At 52.6% G+C, this 17,585-nt stretch carries 13 protein-coding genes, 1 tRNA gene and 2 pseudogenes; 11 read left to right on the forward strand and 5 right to left on the reverse strand.

Annotated elements, in window-relative coordinates; genetic code table 11:
• Nucleotides 1-171: 171 nt before the first annotated feature.
• The 3 genes and pseudogenes from KTE_RS05030 to KTE_RS49460 form a co-directional block, all read left to right on the forward strand.
• Nucleotides 172-504, forward strand: coding sequence for a hypothetical protein (locus KTE_RS05030; RefSeq protein WP_201379201.1), 333 nt, complete (start codon nt 172-174; stop codon nt 502-504).
• 323 nt (nt 505-827) lie between these two features.
• The gene (iscB, locus tag KTE_RS05035) at nt 828-2,093 is read left to right on the forward strand and encodes an RNA-guided endonuclease IscB (RefSeq protein WP_201379202.1); all 1,266 of its coding nucleotides are present in this window, start codon (nt 828-830) and stop codon (nt 2,091-2,093) included.
• A gap of 139 nt (nt 2,094-2,232) precedes the next feature.
• Nucleotides 2,233-2,310: pseudogene (locus KTE_RS49460) on the forward strand (IS200/IS605 family transposase); the annotation flags it as partial.
• Between the two features lie 73 nt (nt 2,311-2,383).
• Here the strand turns inward: KTE_RS49460 and KTE_RS05045 are convergent.
• The 3 genes from KTE_RS05045 to KTE_RS05055 form a co-directional block, all read right to left on the reverse strand.
• Nucleotides 2,384-2,767, reverse strand: coding sequence for a hypothetical protein (locus KTE_RS05045; protein ID WP_201379204.1), 384 nt, complete (start codon nt 2,765-2,767; stop codon nt 2,384-2,386).
• A 1,038-nt stretch (nt 2,768-3,805) separates the two neighbouring features.
• Nucleotides 3,806-3,900, reverse strand: a tRNA-Sec gene (locus KTE_RS05050).
• A 44-nt stretch (nt 3,901-3,944) separates the two neighbouring features.
• Nucleotides 3,945-4,601, reverse strand: coding sequence for an HAD family phosphatase (locus tag KTE_RS05055; RefSeq protein WP_201379206.1), 657 nt, complete (start codon nt 4,599-4,601; stop codon nt 3,945-3,947).
• A 368-nt stretch (nt 4,602-4,969) separates the two neighbouring features.
• Here KTE_RS05055 and KTE_RS05060 point away from each other — a divergent pair, with 368 nt between their 5' ends.
• The 4 genes from KTE_RS05060 to KTE_RS05075 all read left to right on the forward strand — a co-directional run bounded on the left by KTE_RS05060 (nt 4,970) and on the right by KTE_RS05075 (nt 10,636).
• A complete protein-coding gene (locus KTE_RS05060; RefSeq protein ID WP_201379208.1) occupies nt 4,970-6,331 on the forward strand; it encodes a phenylacetate--CoA ligase family protein in 1,362 nt (453 codons plus the stop codon).
• Between the two features lie 228 nt (nt 6,332-6,559).
• Nucleotides 6,560-8,068, forward strand: coding sequence for a MiaB/RimO family radical SAM methylthiotransferase (locus KTE_RS05065; protein WP_201379210.1), 1,509 nt, complete (start codon nt 6,560-6,562; stop codon nt 8,066-8,068).
• A 43-nt stretch (nt 8,069-8,111) separates the two neighbouring features.
• Nucleotides 8,112-8,930 carry a tetratricopeptide repeat protein gene (locus KTE_RS05070; protein ID WP_201379211.1) on the forward strand — a complete coding sequence of 273 codons (819 nt, stop codon included), beginning with the start codon at nt 8,112-8,114 and terminating at the stop codon, nt 8,928-8,930.
• A 92-nt stretch (nt 8,931-9,022) separates the two neighbouring features.
• Nucleotides 9,023-10,636, forward strand: a complete 1,614-nt coding sequence (locus tag KTE_RS05075) for a helix-turn-helix domain-containing protein (RefSeq protein WP_201379213.1) — start codon at nt 9,023-9,025, stop codon at nt 10,634-10,636.
• 20 nt (nt 10,637-10,656) lie between these two features.
• Here the strand turns inward: KTE_RS05075 and KTE_RS05080 are convergent, their stop codons facing one another.
• Both KTE_RS05080 and KTE_RS05085 read right to left on the reverse strand, forming a co-directional pair.
• Complete coding sequence (locus KTE_RS05080) at nt 10,657-11,736, reverse strand: L-threonylcarbamoyladenylate synthase (RefSeq protein WP_201379215.1); 1,080 nt, start codon at nt 11,734-11,736, stop codon at nt 10,657-10,659.
• A 316-nt stretch (nt 11,737-12,052) separates the two neighbouring features.
• The gene (locus KTE_RS05085; protein WP_236600288.1) at nt 12,053-12,451 is read right to left on the reverse strand and encodes a helix-turn-helix transcriptional regulator; all 399 of its coding nucleotides are present in this window, start codon (nt 12,449-12,451) and stop codon (nt 12,053-12,055) included.
• A gap of 176 nt (nt 12,452-12,627) precedes the next feature.
• On the opposite strand from KTE_RS05085, the pseudogene KTE_RS05090 reads away from it, so the two are divergent.
• The 4 genes and pseudogenes from KTE_RS05090 to KTE_RS05105 all read left to right on the forward strand — a co-directional run bounded on the left by KTE_RS05090 (nt 12,628) and on the right by KTE_RS05105 (nt 17,272).
• A pseudogene (locus KTE_RS05090) lies at nt 12,628-13,895 on the forward strand (RNA-guided endonuclease InsQ/TnpB family protein).
• Nucleotides 13,896-14,227: 332 nt separating this feature from the next.
• Nucleotides 14,228-15,091 (forward strand): formyltetrahydrofolate deformylase, encoded by an 864-nt coding sequence (gene purU, locus KTE_RS05095; protein WP_201379219.1) that lies wholly within the window; start codon nt 14,228-14,230, stop codon nt 15,089-15,091.
• Between the two features lie 78 nt (nt 15,092-15,169).
• A complete protein-coding gene (locus KTE_RS05100; protein ID WP_201379221.1) occupies nt 15,170-16,645 on the forward strand; it encodes a serine hydrolase in 1,476 nt (491 codons plus the stop codon).
• 213 nt (nt 16,646-16,858) lie between these two features.
• Nucleotides 16,859-17,272, forward strand: coding sequence for a gluconate 2-dehydrogenase subunit 3 family protein (locus KTE_RS05105; RefSeq protein WP_201379222.1), 414 nt, complete (start codon nt 16,859-16,861; stop codon nt 17,270-17,272).
• Nucleotides 17,273-17,585 lie beyond the last annotated feature (313 nt).

The following is a 17,585-nucleotide window of genomic DNA, read 5'->3' on the forward strand; positions in this document are numbered from 1 at the left end:
AGCTTGAGTTGATGTTTGCAGCAGACACAGCCATAATTTGGTAGACGACTTTGTTGCTGTAATCACAAGTATGGCAAGTCGTATCTCTAGGTGTCGCTCTTTAGAGCGAGCCGAAAAAATCAGACAGTACATTGGGCATGTCATGCAACCGGGAGGGAGACAACAGGGCTGATGACTGAATTTAACAAAGAGCAGGCGCTTCATCGCTATATCGAATTGTCGGAGAGGCGATATGCTGAGTTCGAGCAACTCCCTGATTTCCAGCGCAGAATCGCCCGTGGCGACTACCAGTTCTTTTCGAGCGTTGACATCGAATTGGATGAGCTCCAGCAGGAAGCACAACGAAATGGCTTTCTCCTCGACGCTGGTTGGGATGGAAACAAGCTTGTGTATACGATAGAGCAAATGACTCCAGAAGAGCATGAAGCCTATCTTGCCGAAGAGCAGGAGCAAGCGCTGGAGGACCTGAAGTGGAGATACTCGGAGGGACTGCTTGAGCCATGAAAGACAAAGGGGCATCAAAGCAGCTGGTGCAAAGGGTGAACTACCCCTGAGCTGAAGACTCAGGGGCTTCGCAAGAAGCCTGAGTTCACCAGACTCCTCATCAGAAATGGTGAGACCGTTTGAAAGGTCATGACACCTGCGGTTGACGCATCAGACCGCTGCTCTGTCGCCTGGATTTAAGTAGGGCTGAGGAAAGGCCCGGTGATCCAGGCCTAACAAGCCTTTTGAACCTTGTCGAGATGAGGACGGATTCTCTGCATGGTCACAGTGCAGAGATACGCATCACCCGGCGCTTGCCGGAGCATTTTTCCGAAAGGAATCGTATGAAGAGTATCTATGTCGTATCACCAGATAGGGCGCCGCTTATGCCTTGTTCTGCTGCGATTGCCCGTTTGTTACTCAAAGAGGGAAAGGCCAAAGTCGTCCGCAGAATCCCTTTTACGATCAAGTTGTACGCACAGCCAGAGCGTACCTACACACAACCCTTGACCTTGGGAGTGGATACCGGAAGTGCGGTGATTGGTTCGGCTGTCGCGGATGAACAGGGCAGCATCTTGTATCTTTCTGAAGTAGAAGTGCGCAATGATATTGCCACGACGATGAAAGCACGAGCCACCCATCGTCGAGATCGCCGCAACCGAAAGACACGCTATCGGCCTGCACGCTGGTTGAATCGGAGGAATTCCATCAAGATCGGGCGATTCTCCCCAACCATGAGAAGCAAGATCGACGCCCATCTGCGAGAAATCCGCTTTGCGCAATCTTTGTTGCCAATCACGTCCATGGTGCTGGAAACAGGAACCTTTGACCCACATGCACTCAAAAACCCAGAGGTGCTGCGAAAGAAGTGGCTGTATCAAAAAGGGATGAACTACGGGTATGCGAATACCAAAGCCTATGTGCTGACACGAGATGGCTACACCTGTCAACACTGCCGGGGGAAATCAAAGGATCAACGACTCGAAGTGCATCACATTGTTTTCCGAAGCCAACACGGAAGCGATGAGGAAAGCAATCTCTTGACGCTCTGCAAGACCTGTCATGAAGCCCTTCACGCGGGAATGATGACGCTCAAGCGCACCGGCAAGAAAAAAGGGAATCTGCTGCATGCCACCCAGATGAACAGCATCCGCATGCAATTGCTGAAACGCGTTGAGGCGGAAGAAACGTGGGGCTTCGTGACGAAAGAACATCGATTGCTTGCGGGACTTCCCAAAGAACATGTCTTTGATGCCGCCATGATTGCCACACGCGGAAAGAAGCCTGTTTTTCAGATACAAACGGTGCTTGTCAAGAAATGCATTCCAGATGGAGAGTATCAGCAAACCAAAGGAAAGCGAAGCGAGCAACGGATCACAACAGGGAAAATCCAGGGCTTTCGCAAATTCGACAAAGTGCGCTACCAGGGTCAGGAATACTTTATCAAAGGCCGTATGTCTACTGGTTATGCTCTTTTGATGATGATAGACGGGAAAAAGGTCGATTTGAAACCAATTCCCAAGTTTGAGAAGATGAAGAGAGTGAGTGCGCGCTCCTCATGGATGACCTGTCAAAAAATCCTACCAAGTTCCCAGGGCAATCGCATCTAATTTGGGGAATTGGCTCTACAAGCCATGCCCTAACAAGCCCATTTTTAAATCTCTGCTGTATAGATGCTCTCTACAGGCCGATTGAAAATTTAGATGCGATTGCCCTGACCAAGTTCCTTCTCCTCTACCAACTTTTTGGAGTGGTGGGTATTTTTGCTGCACTATCGGGAATGCAAGCCAAGAGACTATTCGCCAGTCTATTGAAAGTCAGGGATAGGAGTAAGATACGGCGTTCATCCACGAGGCTGAAGACCTCGTGGTTTTCTCGCCGCACCGCGTATAAATATCTCTTAGCTCTTCCGAGCGGTAAAAGTGTCATCGCGCCATTCCACAATCGTCCCGACGGGAAACTGTGAGGCCGCAGTGACGATCTTTGCAATCGTCTTCTCAATACCGACTTGCGGCCATCCTCCCCTTCCGAGAGATGAGCGAATAGCTTGCTCCAGTGCAGGGTATCCACCTTCGAGCAGAGCGACTTTCATCGTCGTCGTGCCTGTTGAGGAATATACTCCACACAAGGAGCGACGACACCCACACGCTCCATCAGCCTCTTCGCCCTCGCAAGTGAGAACAGGAAAGGTAACAATCTCCCCTTCGGGCACGAAGCAGAAATCGTTGTCGCGTTGTCCCTGGGTTTGCCTTGTTGCAACGAAGATGGGAACCGGAATACTCATACCTATCTCCTATTTTTCATATGCCGTCCGCTCTAATTTTAGAATTTCTAAGGATTTTTCTAAAGTTATTCCGGATTTTTCGTTTTTTCTAAAATTACGGCGGGCGGCTGTACCCAACTGAGAATTCCACCGTCACTCCGACATGAAATGAGCACGAAGTGATCGAAAAGCTGATTGAAGCCCCCAAAATATTCCATGCTAACTCCGAAAAAAGTAAGCGATTTCATCGTAACTCCGAAAAAATAGAAGCTTGTTTAAATCTCTAATATCTCTATTTCATGTTTTTACTCGAGAGCATTACTCTGAAGGGAGGCAAAGATCAGTTTTTGAGAAACAGATGACCGGAAGTAGCCAGCCCAGATCAAAGAGGTTAGAGAATCTCGTGTCGAGCGTTGGGATAATACGTTCTGTCAGCCCCTGGCTCGCTTTGTCCATATGATGCTATCATTTTCTAGATCGGTGATCATGCGTGAGGCTTATTTACTCATGTTCTTCCACCGGTTGCAATTGGAAAATAGACCATCCTATTTAAATGAGTGGAGTTTGGCGCTGGTCACTGGAATGCGCACTAGAGCGCGGTTCGTAATCATTGATCTGGTAAGTACCGTTTCGCTGGTCATCATCAGTTCTCTTGATTGGCGCTCAACACTTACGAACCGTGCTCTGGGTACTGGATACCTGTGGCCTGGAACGACAGATTGCACTATTACGATAGTAAGATACGGAAACAACTTGTTTACGAGCAAGTAAAAGAAGTTTTTATGAGTTTGCAAGATCAAGGCACTTATCCAACTCTACATAGAATACGTGGCCAGCTGAACATGAAGGCATGGAAGAAGGACATCGAGGACGCTTTAAGTAAGATTTGCGATGAGATGAATTTAAAAAGTTAGAGTTCTCGCAAGGGTTAACGTATTTTGCTTTGGTATTGCAAAGAAGAAGCATAGTTTTGCAGAGAAAAATGGAAGCATAGTTTTGCAGAATCTGCAAAACTATGGGTAAAGTTACAGCACAAAACATACATTTCGCTCAAAAAGGCAGAGGCGTATGAGAGTCGAACTCACCGGGGACCGCGCCGAGCGACCCCCAGCCGTTTTGAAGACGGTGAGACCCACCGGGGCCCCTACGCCTCCTCGTCGGTGGACATGTGCTATTGTGCCACTCGACAAGGTGCCTGTCAAGCCAGGGCTCGGATACTCTGTAGGGTGACTTCGGTGAGGTCTTTGACGACGAGATTGGCGGCGCGCAGTCCGGGGAGATCACGCTCGCCAGCTACGGCGATGGAGCGCATACCGCCGGCGCGTGCGGCCTCGATTCCGGCGACGGCATCCTCGATGACCAGGCAGCGCGTGGGCGCGACACCTAGAGAGTCGGCGGCCTTGAGGAAAACGTCGGGGGCAGGCTTGCCGCGCGCAACCTCTTCACCCGAGACCAGGGCGTTGAGATAGCGCTCAAGGCCAAGGACTTCGCTGATCAGGGCGATATTTTCGCGGGGCGTGGAGGAGGCGAGGGCCTGGGGATAGCCCGCCTTGTGGAGAGCGGCAAGCAGTTCTTCCGCGCCAGGAAGGAAGGCGATGGTACGGCGGGCATAGTCGCGGAAGTAGGCCTCTTTGCGGTCGGCCAGTTCTTTGATGCGCTCAGGGGTGGCCTCGCCGACCATGGTAGGGATGATGGCGTCATTGCGCCAGCCGAAGGTGGACCAGAACTGCTCATCGCTATAGGGGATGTTCAGGTCCTGCGCCAGGCGATACCAGGCTTTGCGATGGGAGTCGGCACTGTCAATGATGACGCCGTCAAGATCCCAGATTACGGCACGGACGATTGCTTCTGTCATAGAAATGTGTGCTCCAGTAATGGATGTTTTAGCTGAAGAATAAATGAGCTTTTCTTCATCATATCATATAAGTCCGCTACTGGCGTACGCGGCTACTAGGGCTGCGCACTGGCGTACGCGGCTACTGGGGGAAGTAACAGGGTACGCCAGTAGCGGGGAGTACCTAGAAATAGACGTATCCCACTGCGTCATGCTAGAATAAATGGCATATTATAGAAGGAAAAAAATTTTTCCAGCTTCTATCTCAATATCTCAACGGTGTGGGCGAGGTAGAAGGGAAACATTTGGGCTCGTATGCTAAGCTATTTCTACCATAAAGAAAGCTATCGCGTTGAAATAGATAACTATGTGACCCGGAGGAATTATTGATGAGTTTTCGTAGATTCTTTCAAGAAGAGATAGAGACCCTTCCTAAAGAGAAGCTGAAAGCACTACAGCTACAGCGTTTGCAGGCGATGGTAGAGCTCGTCTACCACCAGAATTCTTTCTACCGCAAGCTCTATGATGAAGCGGGGGTCAAGCCTTCGGATATTCAGTCATTGGAAGATATTCGCAAGTTGCCATTCCTGGAGAAGAAGAGCGTGCGCGGGGCCTACCCCTATGGGATGGCGCTAGCTCCCATTGGCGGCGAGAATGGCGCGGTAGAGGTTCATGCAACCAGTGGCACAACGGGCAAGAGTGTGCCGGTCTTCGCGACGATGAAGGATATTGAAAACTGGGCGGACTTGAACGCACGCGAGCTATGGATGACAGGTCTGCGGCCAGGCGATGTTTTTATGAATAGCTATGGCTATGGGTTGCCCACGGGCGGCTTTGGCTTCCATTATGGCGCGATGAAGATGGGCGTGATGGTCATTCCCATGGGTTCGGATGCGCGCCAGTACGAGCGCTTTATCGATTTTATTTTTGACTTTGGCGTGGCTGGCATGTGTATGACGCCCTCCGTTGGACTCTACGTCGGCAATAAGGCGCGCGAGATGGGGATCGACTTCAAGAAGAGCAAGTTGAAAGTTGGTCTCTTTGGCGCGGAGCCATGGCCCTGGGAGACACGCCTCAAGTTGGAAGAGTATTTTGGTATTACGGCCTACGATGAGTTTGGCATGACTGAGTTTCTGGGGCCGGGCATGACCTGTGAATGCGAGACACGCGATGGTATGCACGCCTGGGCGGACGCCTTCCTGGTGGAATGCATCAATCCCGAGACGGGCGAGCCTGTGGGCGAGGGCGAAGAGGGCGAGCTGGTCTGGACCTGGCTCAATGCCGATGGTACGGCGATGCTGCGCTATCGTAGCCGCGACCTCTCACGCGTCTGGTGGGAGGAGCGCTGCGCCTGTGGACGTACACATCCGAAGATCGCAGCCATTAAGGGACGCACGGATGACGCCGTGCCCATTCGCGGCCTGATCGTCTTCCCCAGCCAGATCGAGGCGGCGTTGCTGCGCTTCCCCGAGACGGGCGCGAACTTCCGCATCATCGTCGACAAGCGTAACGGCCTGGATACCTTCGATCTGAAGGTGGAGGTCAAAGAGAACGCTATGCTGGAGAGCGAAGAGTTTGTGAAGCAGCTCCAGAAGCAGATGGCCGAGGCAGTCAAGTCTGTCACGGGCAATACGCCGCATGTTCACCTGGTGCCAGCCGATAGCCTGCCACGCGCCACGGGTGGCGAGTCCAAGACCGCCAGCGCGCGCGTCGAGGATCGACGCAATCTGCAAGCGGTCGAACAGAAGTAAGGCGAAGAGTAAAGAGAAGGGGGCGGACCCGCTAATCAGCGGGTCCGCCCCCTTTATATGCTTTCTGTGAGAATGAAATGATCCTTTCGTCTATGGGGACAAACAAGCTTGCTAGACAAAGCTTCAGCAACGCTGTATAATACCGTCTCTAGAGAAGGGTGTGCAAGAGTATTTTTGTGATCAATATGATCAATGACTAGCAATCACGCTCGAAGAGAGGCATGTTAGATGACCACGACAACTATCCCACGCGGGAAATATCACATTTGGACGGTTGGCTGTCAGATGAATCAGGCCGACTCGCAGCGTATTCAGACGATGCTGGAGGGGATGGGCTGGGAAGAGGCAAATATGGATCAGGCGAATCTCGTGGTCCTCAATACTTGTAGCGTACGTAAGGCTCCCGAGGAGAAGGCTCACAACCAGCTCGCGCTGCTCAAATACGCCAAGGAGAAGCGCGACGATTTGCTGGTAGCACTCATGGGCTGCATGATTGGCAATCAGAAGACCATTGATGAACTGAGCAAGCGCTATCCGCATATTGACCTTTTCATGAAGGTTGAGCAGGCTGACATTCTGCCACGCTTCCTGGAGGAGCGTTGGACCCCTATCTCTGGCGCTGGCTGCCTCGATATTGAGTTCATGCCAAATGAAGAGGCGCTCTCTGAGCAGGCGCAGCGCCTCACCATACTGCCGAATGAGCCACAGACTCCGACCTTCGCCACCTCTTTTTCGCGTTCGGGGAAACGTACTGTGCTGCCGATGGCGATTACGCCCAAGCCCGGCGAGCGCATCGCACATTATCCTACGAAGATTGAGCCAAAGAAGGCCAGTCCGACCGCATGGTTGCCTATCGTGCTGGGCTGTAACAAGGTGTGTACCTACTGTATAGTACCGTACCGCCGTGGACGCGAGCGCAGCCGTCCCATAGATGAGTTGATGATAGAGGCTCGCCTGCTGGTGGAGAAGGGGGCAAAAGAGGTCACGCTACTGGGACAGACCATTGAATCCTATGGCCTGGACCTGGCAAATCAGCCAAACCTGGCGGACCTGATGACGAGCTTGAGCGAGATCGATGGCCTGGACCGCATTCGCTTTATGACCTCCTATCCGCGCTATATGACGGATAGCATGATCGAGCGTATGGCCAGCCTGCCCAAGGTCTGCGAACACCTCAATATTCCAGTCCAGGCGGGCCATAACGATACGCTGAAGCGCATGAAACGCGGCTATAGCATCGAGGAATACTACGAGAAGATCGACCGTGTCCGTGAGCTCTGGCCGAATATATCGCTCTCGACAGATGTCATTGTTGGCTTCTGCGGCGAGACCGATGAAGAGTTTCAGACGACCCTGGACATGATTGAGCGCGTACGCTTTGATGTTGTACACGTCGCCGCCTACTCAGTACGCCCGGGAACAGTCGCGGCACGCTGGGAGGATGATATTCCCCTGGTGGAGAAGAAGCGCCGCTTGCACGCGGTGGAAGAGGTCCAGAGCAAAATCGCCCTGGCGATCAATCAACAGTACCTGGACAGGATCGAAGAGGTACTGGTCGAAGAAAGCAATGAGACTCATGGACGCCAGCAGTGGAAGGGACGCAACCGGGCCAACAAGCTCGTCTTCTTCCCACAACCTGAGGAGGGGCAGCAGCCCATCCAGATTGGCGATCTCGTCAATGTGCGTATTGAACGGACCACACCCTGGTCCCTTCAAGGTTGCGCTGTTGAGGTATAATTAGCAATTTAAATAGCAAATTCACAGGTGGAGGTGTCGTTCGATGACGCAAACACTATCATCGGAAGAGAAGATCCGACTCAAAAAACAGTGGACTGATCAGGCGATAAAACAGGCCCAGGAAGGCTCGTGGGACGAAGCTGTTCAGACCAATAAAAACGTTTTGAATATTTTTCCCACAGAGCCTGACGCCTATAATCGTCTGGGTAAGGCTTACAGCGAGTTGGGGCAGTACCAGAACGCACATGATGCCTACTCGCAGACCTTAAAGTATAGCCCGGCTAATACCATTGCCAGGAAGAATATTGACCGCCTGGCTCTGCTGATTGAGCAGGAAGGGCCGGTCTCTGCCCGTGGGAGAGAGCGCATTGATCCGCGCCTCTTTGTGGAGGAGAAGGGCAAGACCGCTGTGACCGAGCTGGTCAATATTGCCACAAGCGCCATTCTAGCGAAAGTTGGAGTTGGTGATGTCGCGCAACTGCACATCAATGGGCATACCCTTCAGGTGCGCAACTCGGAGGAGGAGATTATTGGACAGGTCGAGCCACGCCTGGCCAACCGCATTATTGAGTTCACACAGGGTGGCAACCGCTATGTCGCTGGCATCCAGGCAGTGGAAAACGGGCGTGTACGCATTATTACCCGCGAGGTGTACCAGCATCCCAACATGTTTGGTAAGGTGAGCTTCCCCTCGCAGGGTGGTGGTGACACGATCCGCGCGTACATTAAGGACTCGATGCTGCGCCTCGACCGTGATGACGATGAAGATTTCTCGAACGAGGACGAGTACTACGACAGCGGTGATGAGAGCGAAGAGGCCGAAGACGTGGAGTTCGACGGCAATCTCGACTCTGAAGAGTAAATACGACTGCGCATCAGAGATGCGTAGAGTTTTTCGTAGTCTAGAAGCATGTAGGCACGTCCCTACTGAGAGAATGAAATCCCGTGAGTAACATGAGCAGTCTCTTACCATCAGCGTCATCGGCCTCAGTCCGAAATATTCTGACCCTGCTCTCCTCACGGGATGCTCATTTAGTAGCGGGAGCAGGAGGGCAGGAGCGTCGTGTCACCTGGGCGAGTCCTATGCGCGTGCGTCTCCCTGCATTTGAGAGTGTGCAAGGTGGCGAAATTGCCCTCCTGACCCTCTCACAGCTCCGCCGCTTGAACGAAACCCTTCCCCATCTCCTAAATAGCCTCCACCAGGCGGGCGTATCCGCTGTAGCGGTAGGCGCAGCCTCCAGCGAGGCCCTGGGCGAGGAGTCGCTCGCCTTTGCCGATCGGCATAACCTGCCGCTCATTCTCCTCCCGGCCAATGCGCAGATAGAAGAGATTGCCCGCGAGATTATCTACTTTGTGGTCAGCTTTCGTGGCGAGATCGAGCGCCAGGCGACCGAGATCGCCCATCACTTGATGCAATTGAGCGTCCAGGGAGTAGGTGCTCAGGGCATCTGTGACTACCTGGCTCTGCACCGGCAGAAATGGGTTGTCGTAGAAGACGCCGAACATGAGATCCGTAATCAGGGCGTTCCTCCCGAACGCCAGTCATTACCTCTGACGATACACCTCAATGACCAGGTGCTCAGGCAACAGGGACTGACGCGCGTGGTCGAGCCGATTATGATTCGCCATGAGGCGGTTGGCTATATCTCCCTGATTGGGGAAGAGAATAACTTTGACTACCTGGAACGCATCATCCTACGCCAGGTAGCCCCTATTCTCGCCATGGAGGTCGCCCGTGAGCGGGAGCGCAATGAGGTAGAGAATCGCTACCATGTCGAGGCGTTTACCAATATTTTACAGGGGCGTTATCAGCAGCCGGAAGAGGTGCTAGCAAGGGCTCGTATTTTAGGCTATGACCTGGCCGTTCCCCAGGTGGTCGCCGTTTTTGAGATTGCTTCCACAGAGGCGGCACCCTCCACACATAGCCCGACCCTCCCCCAGTGGGGCAGGCGGGTACGGGATGAGCTACAACGCGTCTGGCCTGGCTGCTGGATTCTTACAGAGACGCGGCGCCTGGTGGCGTTGCTGCCCCTGAGCACACCAGGAGAGAAGAGTAGCGGCACAGGCGAAGGTGAGATCTATGAGCGTCTCCAGCGCGTGGAGACACGTCTGCGCATTGAGGGACACACACAATGCTCCTGTGGTATTGGCCGGATCTCGCAGCAGCTTCAGGGCATTCCACAGTCGTACCGCGAGGCGCAACAAGCTCTGGAGATTGGCAGCCGCCTCTTCGGTGAAGGCAAGCTACACTCCTTCTCACGGCTAGGTGTCTACCGCCTGCTCTTCCACCTGGATGGGCATAACGAACTCAATACCTTCTACCAGGAGACGCTCGGTCCCCTGCTCAACTCAGATAGCCGCAACGATGGGACGCTGCTCGAAACGCTAGAATGCTTCTTCCGCTGCAATGGCAATCTGAGCGAGACCGCACGCACCATGCACCTGCACCGCAACTCACTGCTCTATCGCCTCGGGCGTATCGAGGAACTACTCGGGCACTCTTTGGAAGACGCGGAACTGCGCCTCTCGCTCCAGATCGCCCTCAAGATTCACCACTTGCGTAAGTAGCCTGCCAGGGGGCGGCGAGGTTAGCAAGGAATGAGTTTGCCGCCGGTGGCTTTGAGCAGGCGGTCGCGAATGGCGAGGCCAAGGCCCGTTTCAGGGAAGGCGCGACAGAGGATCACATCGACTCCGGCGTCTTCGAGAGTGCGCAGGCCAGCGAAGAGGCGCGAAGCAACCTTTGTGGAATCATCTTCACTCCCAAGAACATACATCGAGGCGCCACTGGATTGAAAATACGCCACATCTTCATCGGCGATCAAGACGCCCACGGTCTCGCCCTGGCGCTGGCGACGCTGAAGCTCCAGCAGCATGGCGTGGCGCATGGACATTGATGCGCCTTCAAAGAGGAAGGCGGGCACACGAGGCGCATAGTGAATCAACATCTGCCCAGGCGACTTCTGCGCCTCGGCCTCATGCGCGAGATCAGGAGTGGCGAGCGAGCGAACGCGTGGCGGCTGCACCTGGGGAAGAAGGGCGCGCAATGCCTCCAGGCTCACACCGCCTGGTCGAAGGATCGTTGGCAGCTCTGAACTCATATCGAGAATCGTAGACTCGACCCCGACAGTACTGGCTCCACCATCGAGAATCAAAGGGATGCGTCCCTTGAGATCGGCCTCGACATGCTGTGCGGTCGTAGGGCTTACATGCATAAAGCGATTGGCGCTGGGCGCGGCAACAGGCGCATCAAGGGCACGAATGAGGCCAAGGGCGACCGGGTGAGAGGGCATACGGATAGCGACGGTATCCAGCCCCGAGGTTACGAGACGAGGCACACGTGGATGGGCTGGCAGAACGAGGGTAAGAGGGCCGGGCCAGAAGTGGCGCATCACCTGCCGGGCCTGTTCGGAGATATCGCGCACGAGCTGCTCTATATCGGCCTCGGAGGCAATATGTACAATCAAGGGATCACTATAGGGGCGCTCTTTGGCCGCGAATATCTTCTCAACAGCGGCTGGTTGCAGAGCCGCAGCCCCCAGGCCATACACGGTCTCCGTAGGGAACACGACAAGCTCGCCCGCGCGCAGGAGGGTGGCCGCGTGTGCCAGAATACGCTCTTCTGGTTGCCTGGAATTGATAGGTAGTATTTCAGTTTGTATAGTAGGCATGGCCATGAAACTCTCTCCCGACATAGGTTTTGGTTAATATATTTGAGGAAACGGGCCGCCTTACCCTGCTTAGAAAGACAGGGGGATGCGACGGCCCTAACAACGCTCCATAGAGTTAGAACATCTGCTGTGCGTGACATGTATGGATAAACAGTACACCAAACAAATCACATACAAACTTGGCTACCATTTGTATGGTGTCCAAAATACCGTAAATGGATTCTTGTCAGCAAGATTGCCACGTTTGTCGAACAAGAAATACACTGCATCTGCGAAGCCAATACCTGACCTATATAGTAGGTAGGCGGCCACTTAGCTATAATAAAGCTGCTAGCCAAGTGGTATGGAGTGGTATTGTGAGGTGCTCAGTCTCAACACTCCACACCAGGGGATATGCAGCCTCGTCTAGTTCATTATATTTCCTTTGATAGTCCTTTGTGCGTTGTTTACGATCCCGCATGACGTTGTAGATATTGAGACCATCAACATCGTCTATCGAAAACTGTTTTCCTACTCTCTTGCTGAGAGCTTCTAGTACTTTCGCTGCAACTTCTTGAGTGGTACGGTGTGTCGGATCTTCAATCCGAACAATAGTAGATTCGGATACATTAGCCAAGTCTGATAGCTCTTTTCGGCTGATGTAATTTGATTCTCGGATTTCCCTCAAAGTAGGCATTGACATAATTCCTCCCTTCTCTAAGATTGCTTCAAGCATACTTCTTACTAAGATATGCGTCAAGATGTATTCATTTGCAAATATCTTGGATTTTATCTTGACAAATATCTTGGATTTTATCTTGACAAATATCTTGGATTTTAATATACTAAGATCAGCAACAAACTATTTTTCCCGTGTGCCTGAAACGGGCGAAGGGAGACAAGACGATGAGTATGAAAGCATTTAAATACCGTCTTTATGCTAACAAAGCCACGACAGCTAAGCTGGACGAGGTGCTTCATCGTTGCCGAGAACTCTACAATGCTGGCCTCCAAGAGCGCCGCGACGCCTACGAGATGATGGTGAAGCGCCATCCCAACTACTACGATGAGGAGTCTCGCAAGCATCTTACCCGTACACATGCGATTGGCTACTACGAGCAAAAACGCGAACTGGTTGACATCAAAGAGCTCCGGCCAGATTACCAGGAGATTGCTTCTCATGTGCTCCAAGATGTGATTTTGCGCCTCAAGCGGGCCTTTGACCGCTTCTTTGAACGAGTCAAAAACGGCCAAAAGCCGGGCTACCCCCGCTTCCAGGGACACAACCGGTACACGTCCTTTACCTATCCCGATAGAGCTGGCTGGAAACTCGACGAACGGCAACATCCACCCAACAAAAAAGAGATGGTCAAGGTCAATCTGCATCTCTCGAAGATCGGCACAGTCAAGCTGCACTTGCATCGAAATATCGAAGGCTGCATCAAAACCTTGACCATCAAGCGCGAGGGAGAGGACTTCTATGCCGTGTTCACCTGCGAGATTGGCAAGCCTGAGCCTTTGCCGACGAGCTATGAAGACGTTGGCATTGACCTGGGCGTGACTCACTTTGCCTCTCTCTCCACTGGCGAGTTCATTGACCACCCCCGCTATTTTCGCAAGGCAGAGAAAAAGCTGGCAAAGGCACAACAAGCTCTTGCAAGGAAGAAAAGGGGAGTCATCGACGTAAGAAAGCAGTGCAACGAGTCGCCAAGTGTCACCGTAAGGTGCGCAACCAGCGCCGAGACTTCCAGCATAAAACATCATGCAAGCTGGTCAATCAGTATCAAGTCATCGTGTTTGAAGATTTGCAAACTAAGAGCCTCACAAAAAGGCCAAAGCCCAAAAAAGATGAGGAAACGGGCCAATATCTTCCCAATGGGGCAAGCGCAAAGGCAGGATTAAACAAATCGATTCTTGATGCAGGATGGGCAACCTTCACAGAGATGGTGAGCACCAAGGCAGCGTGGGCCGGGCGCCGCGTCCTCTTTGTGAATCTCTACATGACATCACAACTTTGCTCAGGATGTGGTGCGGTCGTCAAAAAAGACTTGTCGGAGCGGTGGCATTCCTGCGAATGTGGTACCGAACTGGATAGGGACACGAACTCAGCCAAGCTCATCCTGAACTTAGGATACAAGCAACTCTCGGTCGGGACGCGGCCAACGTCAGCAACGGCGTAGAAGCTCCCGGTTAGAAACCGGGAGTACGTTCACAGATTATAGCATGTTCTGACTCTGGCTGAACAGAAGCAAGTATCCCTTTCTCAGAAGACTCTGCTCCACCCATATGAAGTCTTGAGAAGCCGGGAAGCATAGGGCTACGATAAAGCAAACTGAAAGCTCAACTAAGAATGAATAAGCGGTAAAAGAGTAGCCAAAATAGGATGGCATGCATTGACAAAGCTAGAAAAGATGTCTATGATAGAGACTGCAACGAGGCATACTGCCCTATTTAGAGGCGGGGAACGAAATACGCTCAATATACTTCATTGCGTATGGTGGGAGGGCATTTGATGTCTATCGCGAAGCCAACGATTACTCTGTTGATCTCATGTCCAGATCGTCCTGGCATCGTTGCCACAGTCTCAAACTTCATCTTTGAGCACCAGGGAAATATCGTCGAGTCGGCACAGCATTCAAGCAACCAGCAGGAATGCCGCTTTTTTATGCGTGTGAGCTTTGCCGCGGAGGGCTTCAAGCTCTCGCCCACAGAACTACGGGAGGCCTTCGCGCCACTGGCGGAAAAATTCCAGATGCAGTGGAGCGTCGCCTATTCGGAGCAGCGCAAACGCGTGGGCATTTTCGTCAGCAAGCTAGATCACTGCCTGATAGACCTGCTCTGGCGCTGGAAGCACGGCGAGTTGCAGATGGATATCCCCTTTATTATCAGCAACCATCATGTGCTAGAGCCACTGGCAAAGATGTATGCTATTCCCTTCTACCATTTTCCCGTCGCCAAAGAGACACGTACCGTCGACGAAAAGCGCATCCTGGAGTTCCTTGATGGCAAGGTAGACTTTTTGATTCTAGCCCGCTATATGCAGATCCTCGAACCCTTTTTCGTTGCCGCCTATCCCCACCGGATTATTAACATCCACCATAGCTTCCTCCCGGCTTTCGTAGGGGCCAATCCCTATCAGCGAGCATTTGAGCGTGGCGTCAAGCTCATCGGGGCCACCGCCCATTATGTGACTGACAATCTCGACGAAGGACCCATTATCGCCCAGGATGTCATCCACTGTGATCACCGTGATAATACCGAAGACCTCGTCCGCAAGGGAAGCGATGTGGAGCGCAGGGTTTTAGCGGAGGCGGTGAGATTACATACCGAGAACCGCGTACTCATTTACGAGAACAAGACATTGACCTTTGACTAGACAATCATATATAGTAGCCACGATCCACTGACAGACATCCATCATCCGCTTAGCCAGGACAGTAAAGAAAAGAAATACATGGCTCAATTCGGTAAGAGAGAGACTCTGAACGCGCTCGAAAACTTTATCACAGCACATATGGAGCGCTGGCACACGCCAGGGCTGGCAATCGCCATCATAAAAGAGGGCGAGGTGCTCTATACGCAGGGCTTCGGCAAACGAAACCTGGAACACAACCTTGATGTGACGCCTGAAACGCGCTTTGCAATTGGGTCCTGCACCAAGGCCTTTACCACCGGCGCGATGGCGCTCCTCGTGGATGAAGGGAAACTGGACTGGGATCGGCCAGTAAAGGAGTACCTGCCCTATTTCAAGCTCCATGATTCCTATGCCAGCGAACACGTCACGCCCCGCGACCTGGTCACGCATCGTACCGGCTTACCACGTCACGAACTGCTCTGGTATACCTCGGCGCTCTCACGAGAAGAGCTCGTCAAGCGTCTGCAATACCTGCCGCCCAATAAAAGTTTTCGCCAGGGATGGCAATACCAGAACCTGATGTATGTCGCGGCGGGGCACCTGGTAGAGGTAGTAGCGGGCCAGAGCTGGGAGAGCTTTGTACAACAACGCCTCTTCGCCCCACTGGGAATGACGGATAGCGTTTTTGATGCCGAATCGGCGCGCGCAACAGGGAACTACGCGTCTCCCTATCGCCAGATAGGTGAAGGTCTGGAGGAGATGCAATGGTATAGCAACTGGCAGACACTTGGGCCAGCCGGCAGTATCCATACCAACATCATCGATATGAGCAAATGGGTTCTTTTTCACCTGCAGCAAGGAGTCTATGATGGACAGCGCTTGATCTCACAGAAACAAATGCAGGAGATACACAGCCCACAGGTTTTCAAACCCGAAGAGCGCAAATACAAAGAGCTTTTTTATGATAGCTACGCCCTTGGCTGGTCGGTAAATACATACCGGGGAGAGACCCTGGTGCGGCATGGAGGCAATATCGATGGCTTCAGCTCGCTGAGCGCGTTCATGCCAGAGAAACAGCTTGGCCTCGTAGTTCTGACCAACCATAATAGCGGGCCCGTCCAGAGTCTCGTCGCCTATTATGTTCTGGATTGCCTGCTAGAACTGGAAACAGTAGACTGGCACACACGTTTTGAGCAAGAATATCGCCTGAGCGCGACCGAGAAAGAGCAGCGTCGCACAGCGCACAAAGCGGCACATATTGCAGAGACCCACCCCTCTCATGAGTTAGAGGCATACACCGGGGTATTTGAGCATCCAGGATATGGATGCATCTCCATCACGCAGGAAGACGCGAGGTTGCGCCTGCGCTACAACGAACTGGACTTTGAGCTCCAGCACTATCACTACGATAGCTTCGAGCTACGTAGCGCCAACTACGATCCAAATGTAGATCTCATCTGCTCCTTTGTCACCGATGCACGGGGAGAGATCTCAAGCTGCCTCCTACCACTTGAAGAAAGTCTACCGGCTTTTTCGTTTGTGCGGAGACAGGCGGAGCAAGCTCCTACCCGGTAAAAAAGGAGCAGCGTCACTACTTTGTATCAGCAATTCGATATGCGTTATACGTAGAGCAGTAAGATAGTGTGTCTTTGACTATTATTCAACTACAACAGCCACAACAGCGCGAAACATACAAGCTGAACTTTGGTTGATAAAAACCTCATGGATATGATACTATTAGGTAAGGTAGTAACGGTTGATAAGCTCAACTATAAAAGGACTCCCCCAATGAGAGAGATGCTCAGGCAGACGCCGACCTCGCAGATGTGTGCGCTAGCCCTCACCTACGAGGAACGGACACAGTTAAATTCGATCATAGATTTACTTATTCCATCAGATGACGATTTTCCCTCGCCATCGAGCCTTCAACTTATTGATGAGTTCCTCTTTTATGTCCTCCCCAGCTCCAGCAACAAAGTTCCACGTATGGTCAACATTAAACGCCTACGCGTGGTACTGCAGGACCTCAACCAGGCCGCGGGAGGAAATTTTTGTAGTGTGAGTCTTGAGCAACAAAATTATTTGCTTCAGCAGCTTGAGAGACGCGATCCAGCCTTTTTCCAGGAACTCTGGACGCTGGCAACGCATAGTTATTACACGCGCCTGGCCAGGTCAGACAAACGCGAAACTATTTTGACCTAAAACTATTTTGGACCTAGAGGCTGTGGCCGCATGGACCAATATGCATCAAGTTAAGGAATGACTGCTCGATCTCCACGCCCAGCCGGAAGAAAAAAGTAGTGCTTCTAAAGGGCGCACCTACTTTTTCTTCCGGCTGGGCGTGGGGCGCACGAGGCAAGTGCAGCCGCCCAGCAGGAGGGGCCTGGTGGTTGGCCCCTGTGCCCCCGAATGGGGGGTTAGAAGCACTCCCAGGCCCCTCCTGCATGGGTAGCGGGCCTGCTGGACGACGCAGCAGGGTCTCTTCGCATGAGCGGGAACCCTTAAGTTGATGCGT

Source organism: Ktedonobacter sp. SOSP1-85, from assembly GCF_016587415.1.
In the GTDB taxonomy this organism is placed as follows: Bacteria; Chloroflexota; Ktedonobacteria; order Ktedonobacterales; family Ktedonobacteraceae; genus Ktedonobacter.

Bases quoted from the DNA above. Each gene is read 5' to 3' on its own strand.
- KTE_RS05030 (WP_201379201.1), top strand. From the start codon at position 172: ATGACTGAATTTAACAAAGAGCAGGCGCTTCATCGCTATATCGAATTG.
- iscB (WP_201379202.1), top strand. From the start codon at position 828: ATGAAGAGTATCTATGTCGTATCACCAGATAGGGCGCCGCTTATGCCT.
- KTE_RS05045 (WP_201379204.1), bottom strand. From the start codon at position 2,767: ATGAGTATTCCGGTTCCCATCTTCGTTGCAACAAGGCAAACCCAGGGA.
- KTE_RS05055 (WP_201379206.1), bottom strand. From the start codon at position 4,601: ATGACAGAAGCAATCGTCCGTGCCGTAATCTGGGATCTTGACGGCGTC.
- KTE_RS05060 (WP_201379208.1), top strand. From the start codon at position 4,970: ATGAGTTTTCGTAGATTCTTTCAAGAAGAGATAGAGACCCTTCCTAAA.
- KTE_RS05065 (WP_201379210.1), top strand. From the start codon at position 6,560: ATGACCACGACAACTATCCCACGCGGGAAATATCACATTTGGACGGTT.
- KTE_RS05070 (WP_201379211.1), top strand. From the start codon at position 8,112: ATGACGCAAACACTATCATCGGAAGAGAAGATCCGACTCAAAAAACAG.
- KTE_RS05075 (WP_201379213.1), top strand. From the start codon at position 9,023: ATGAGCAGTCTCTTACCATCAGCGTCATCGGCCTCAGTCCGAAATATT.
- KTE_RS05080 (WP_201379215.1), bottom strand. From the start codon at position 11,736: ATGCCTACTATACAAACTGAAATACTACCTATCAATTCCAGGCAACCA.
- KTE_RS05085 (WP_236600288.1), bottom strand. From the start codon at position 12,451: ATGCTTGAAGCAATCTTAGAGAAGGGAGGAATTATGTCAATGCCTACT.
- purU (WP_201379219.1), top strand. From the start codon at position 14,228: ATGTCTATCGCGAAGCCAACGATTACTCTGTTGATCTCATGTCCAGAT.
- KTE_RS05100 (WP_201379221.1), top strand. From the start codon at position 15,170: ATGGCTCAATTCGGTAAGAGAGAGACTCTGAACGCGCTCGAAAACTTT.
- KTE_RS05105 (WP_201379222.1), top strand. From the start codon at position 16,859: ATGAGAGAGATGCTCAGGCAGACGCCGACCTCGCAGATGTGTGCGCTA.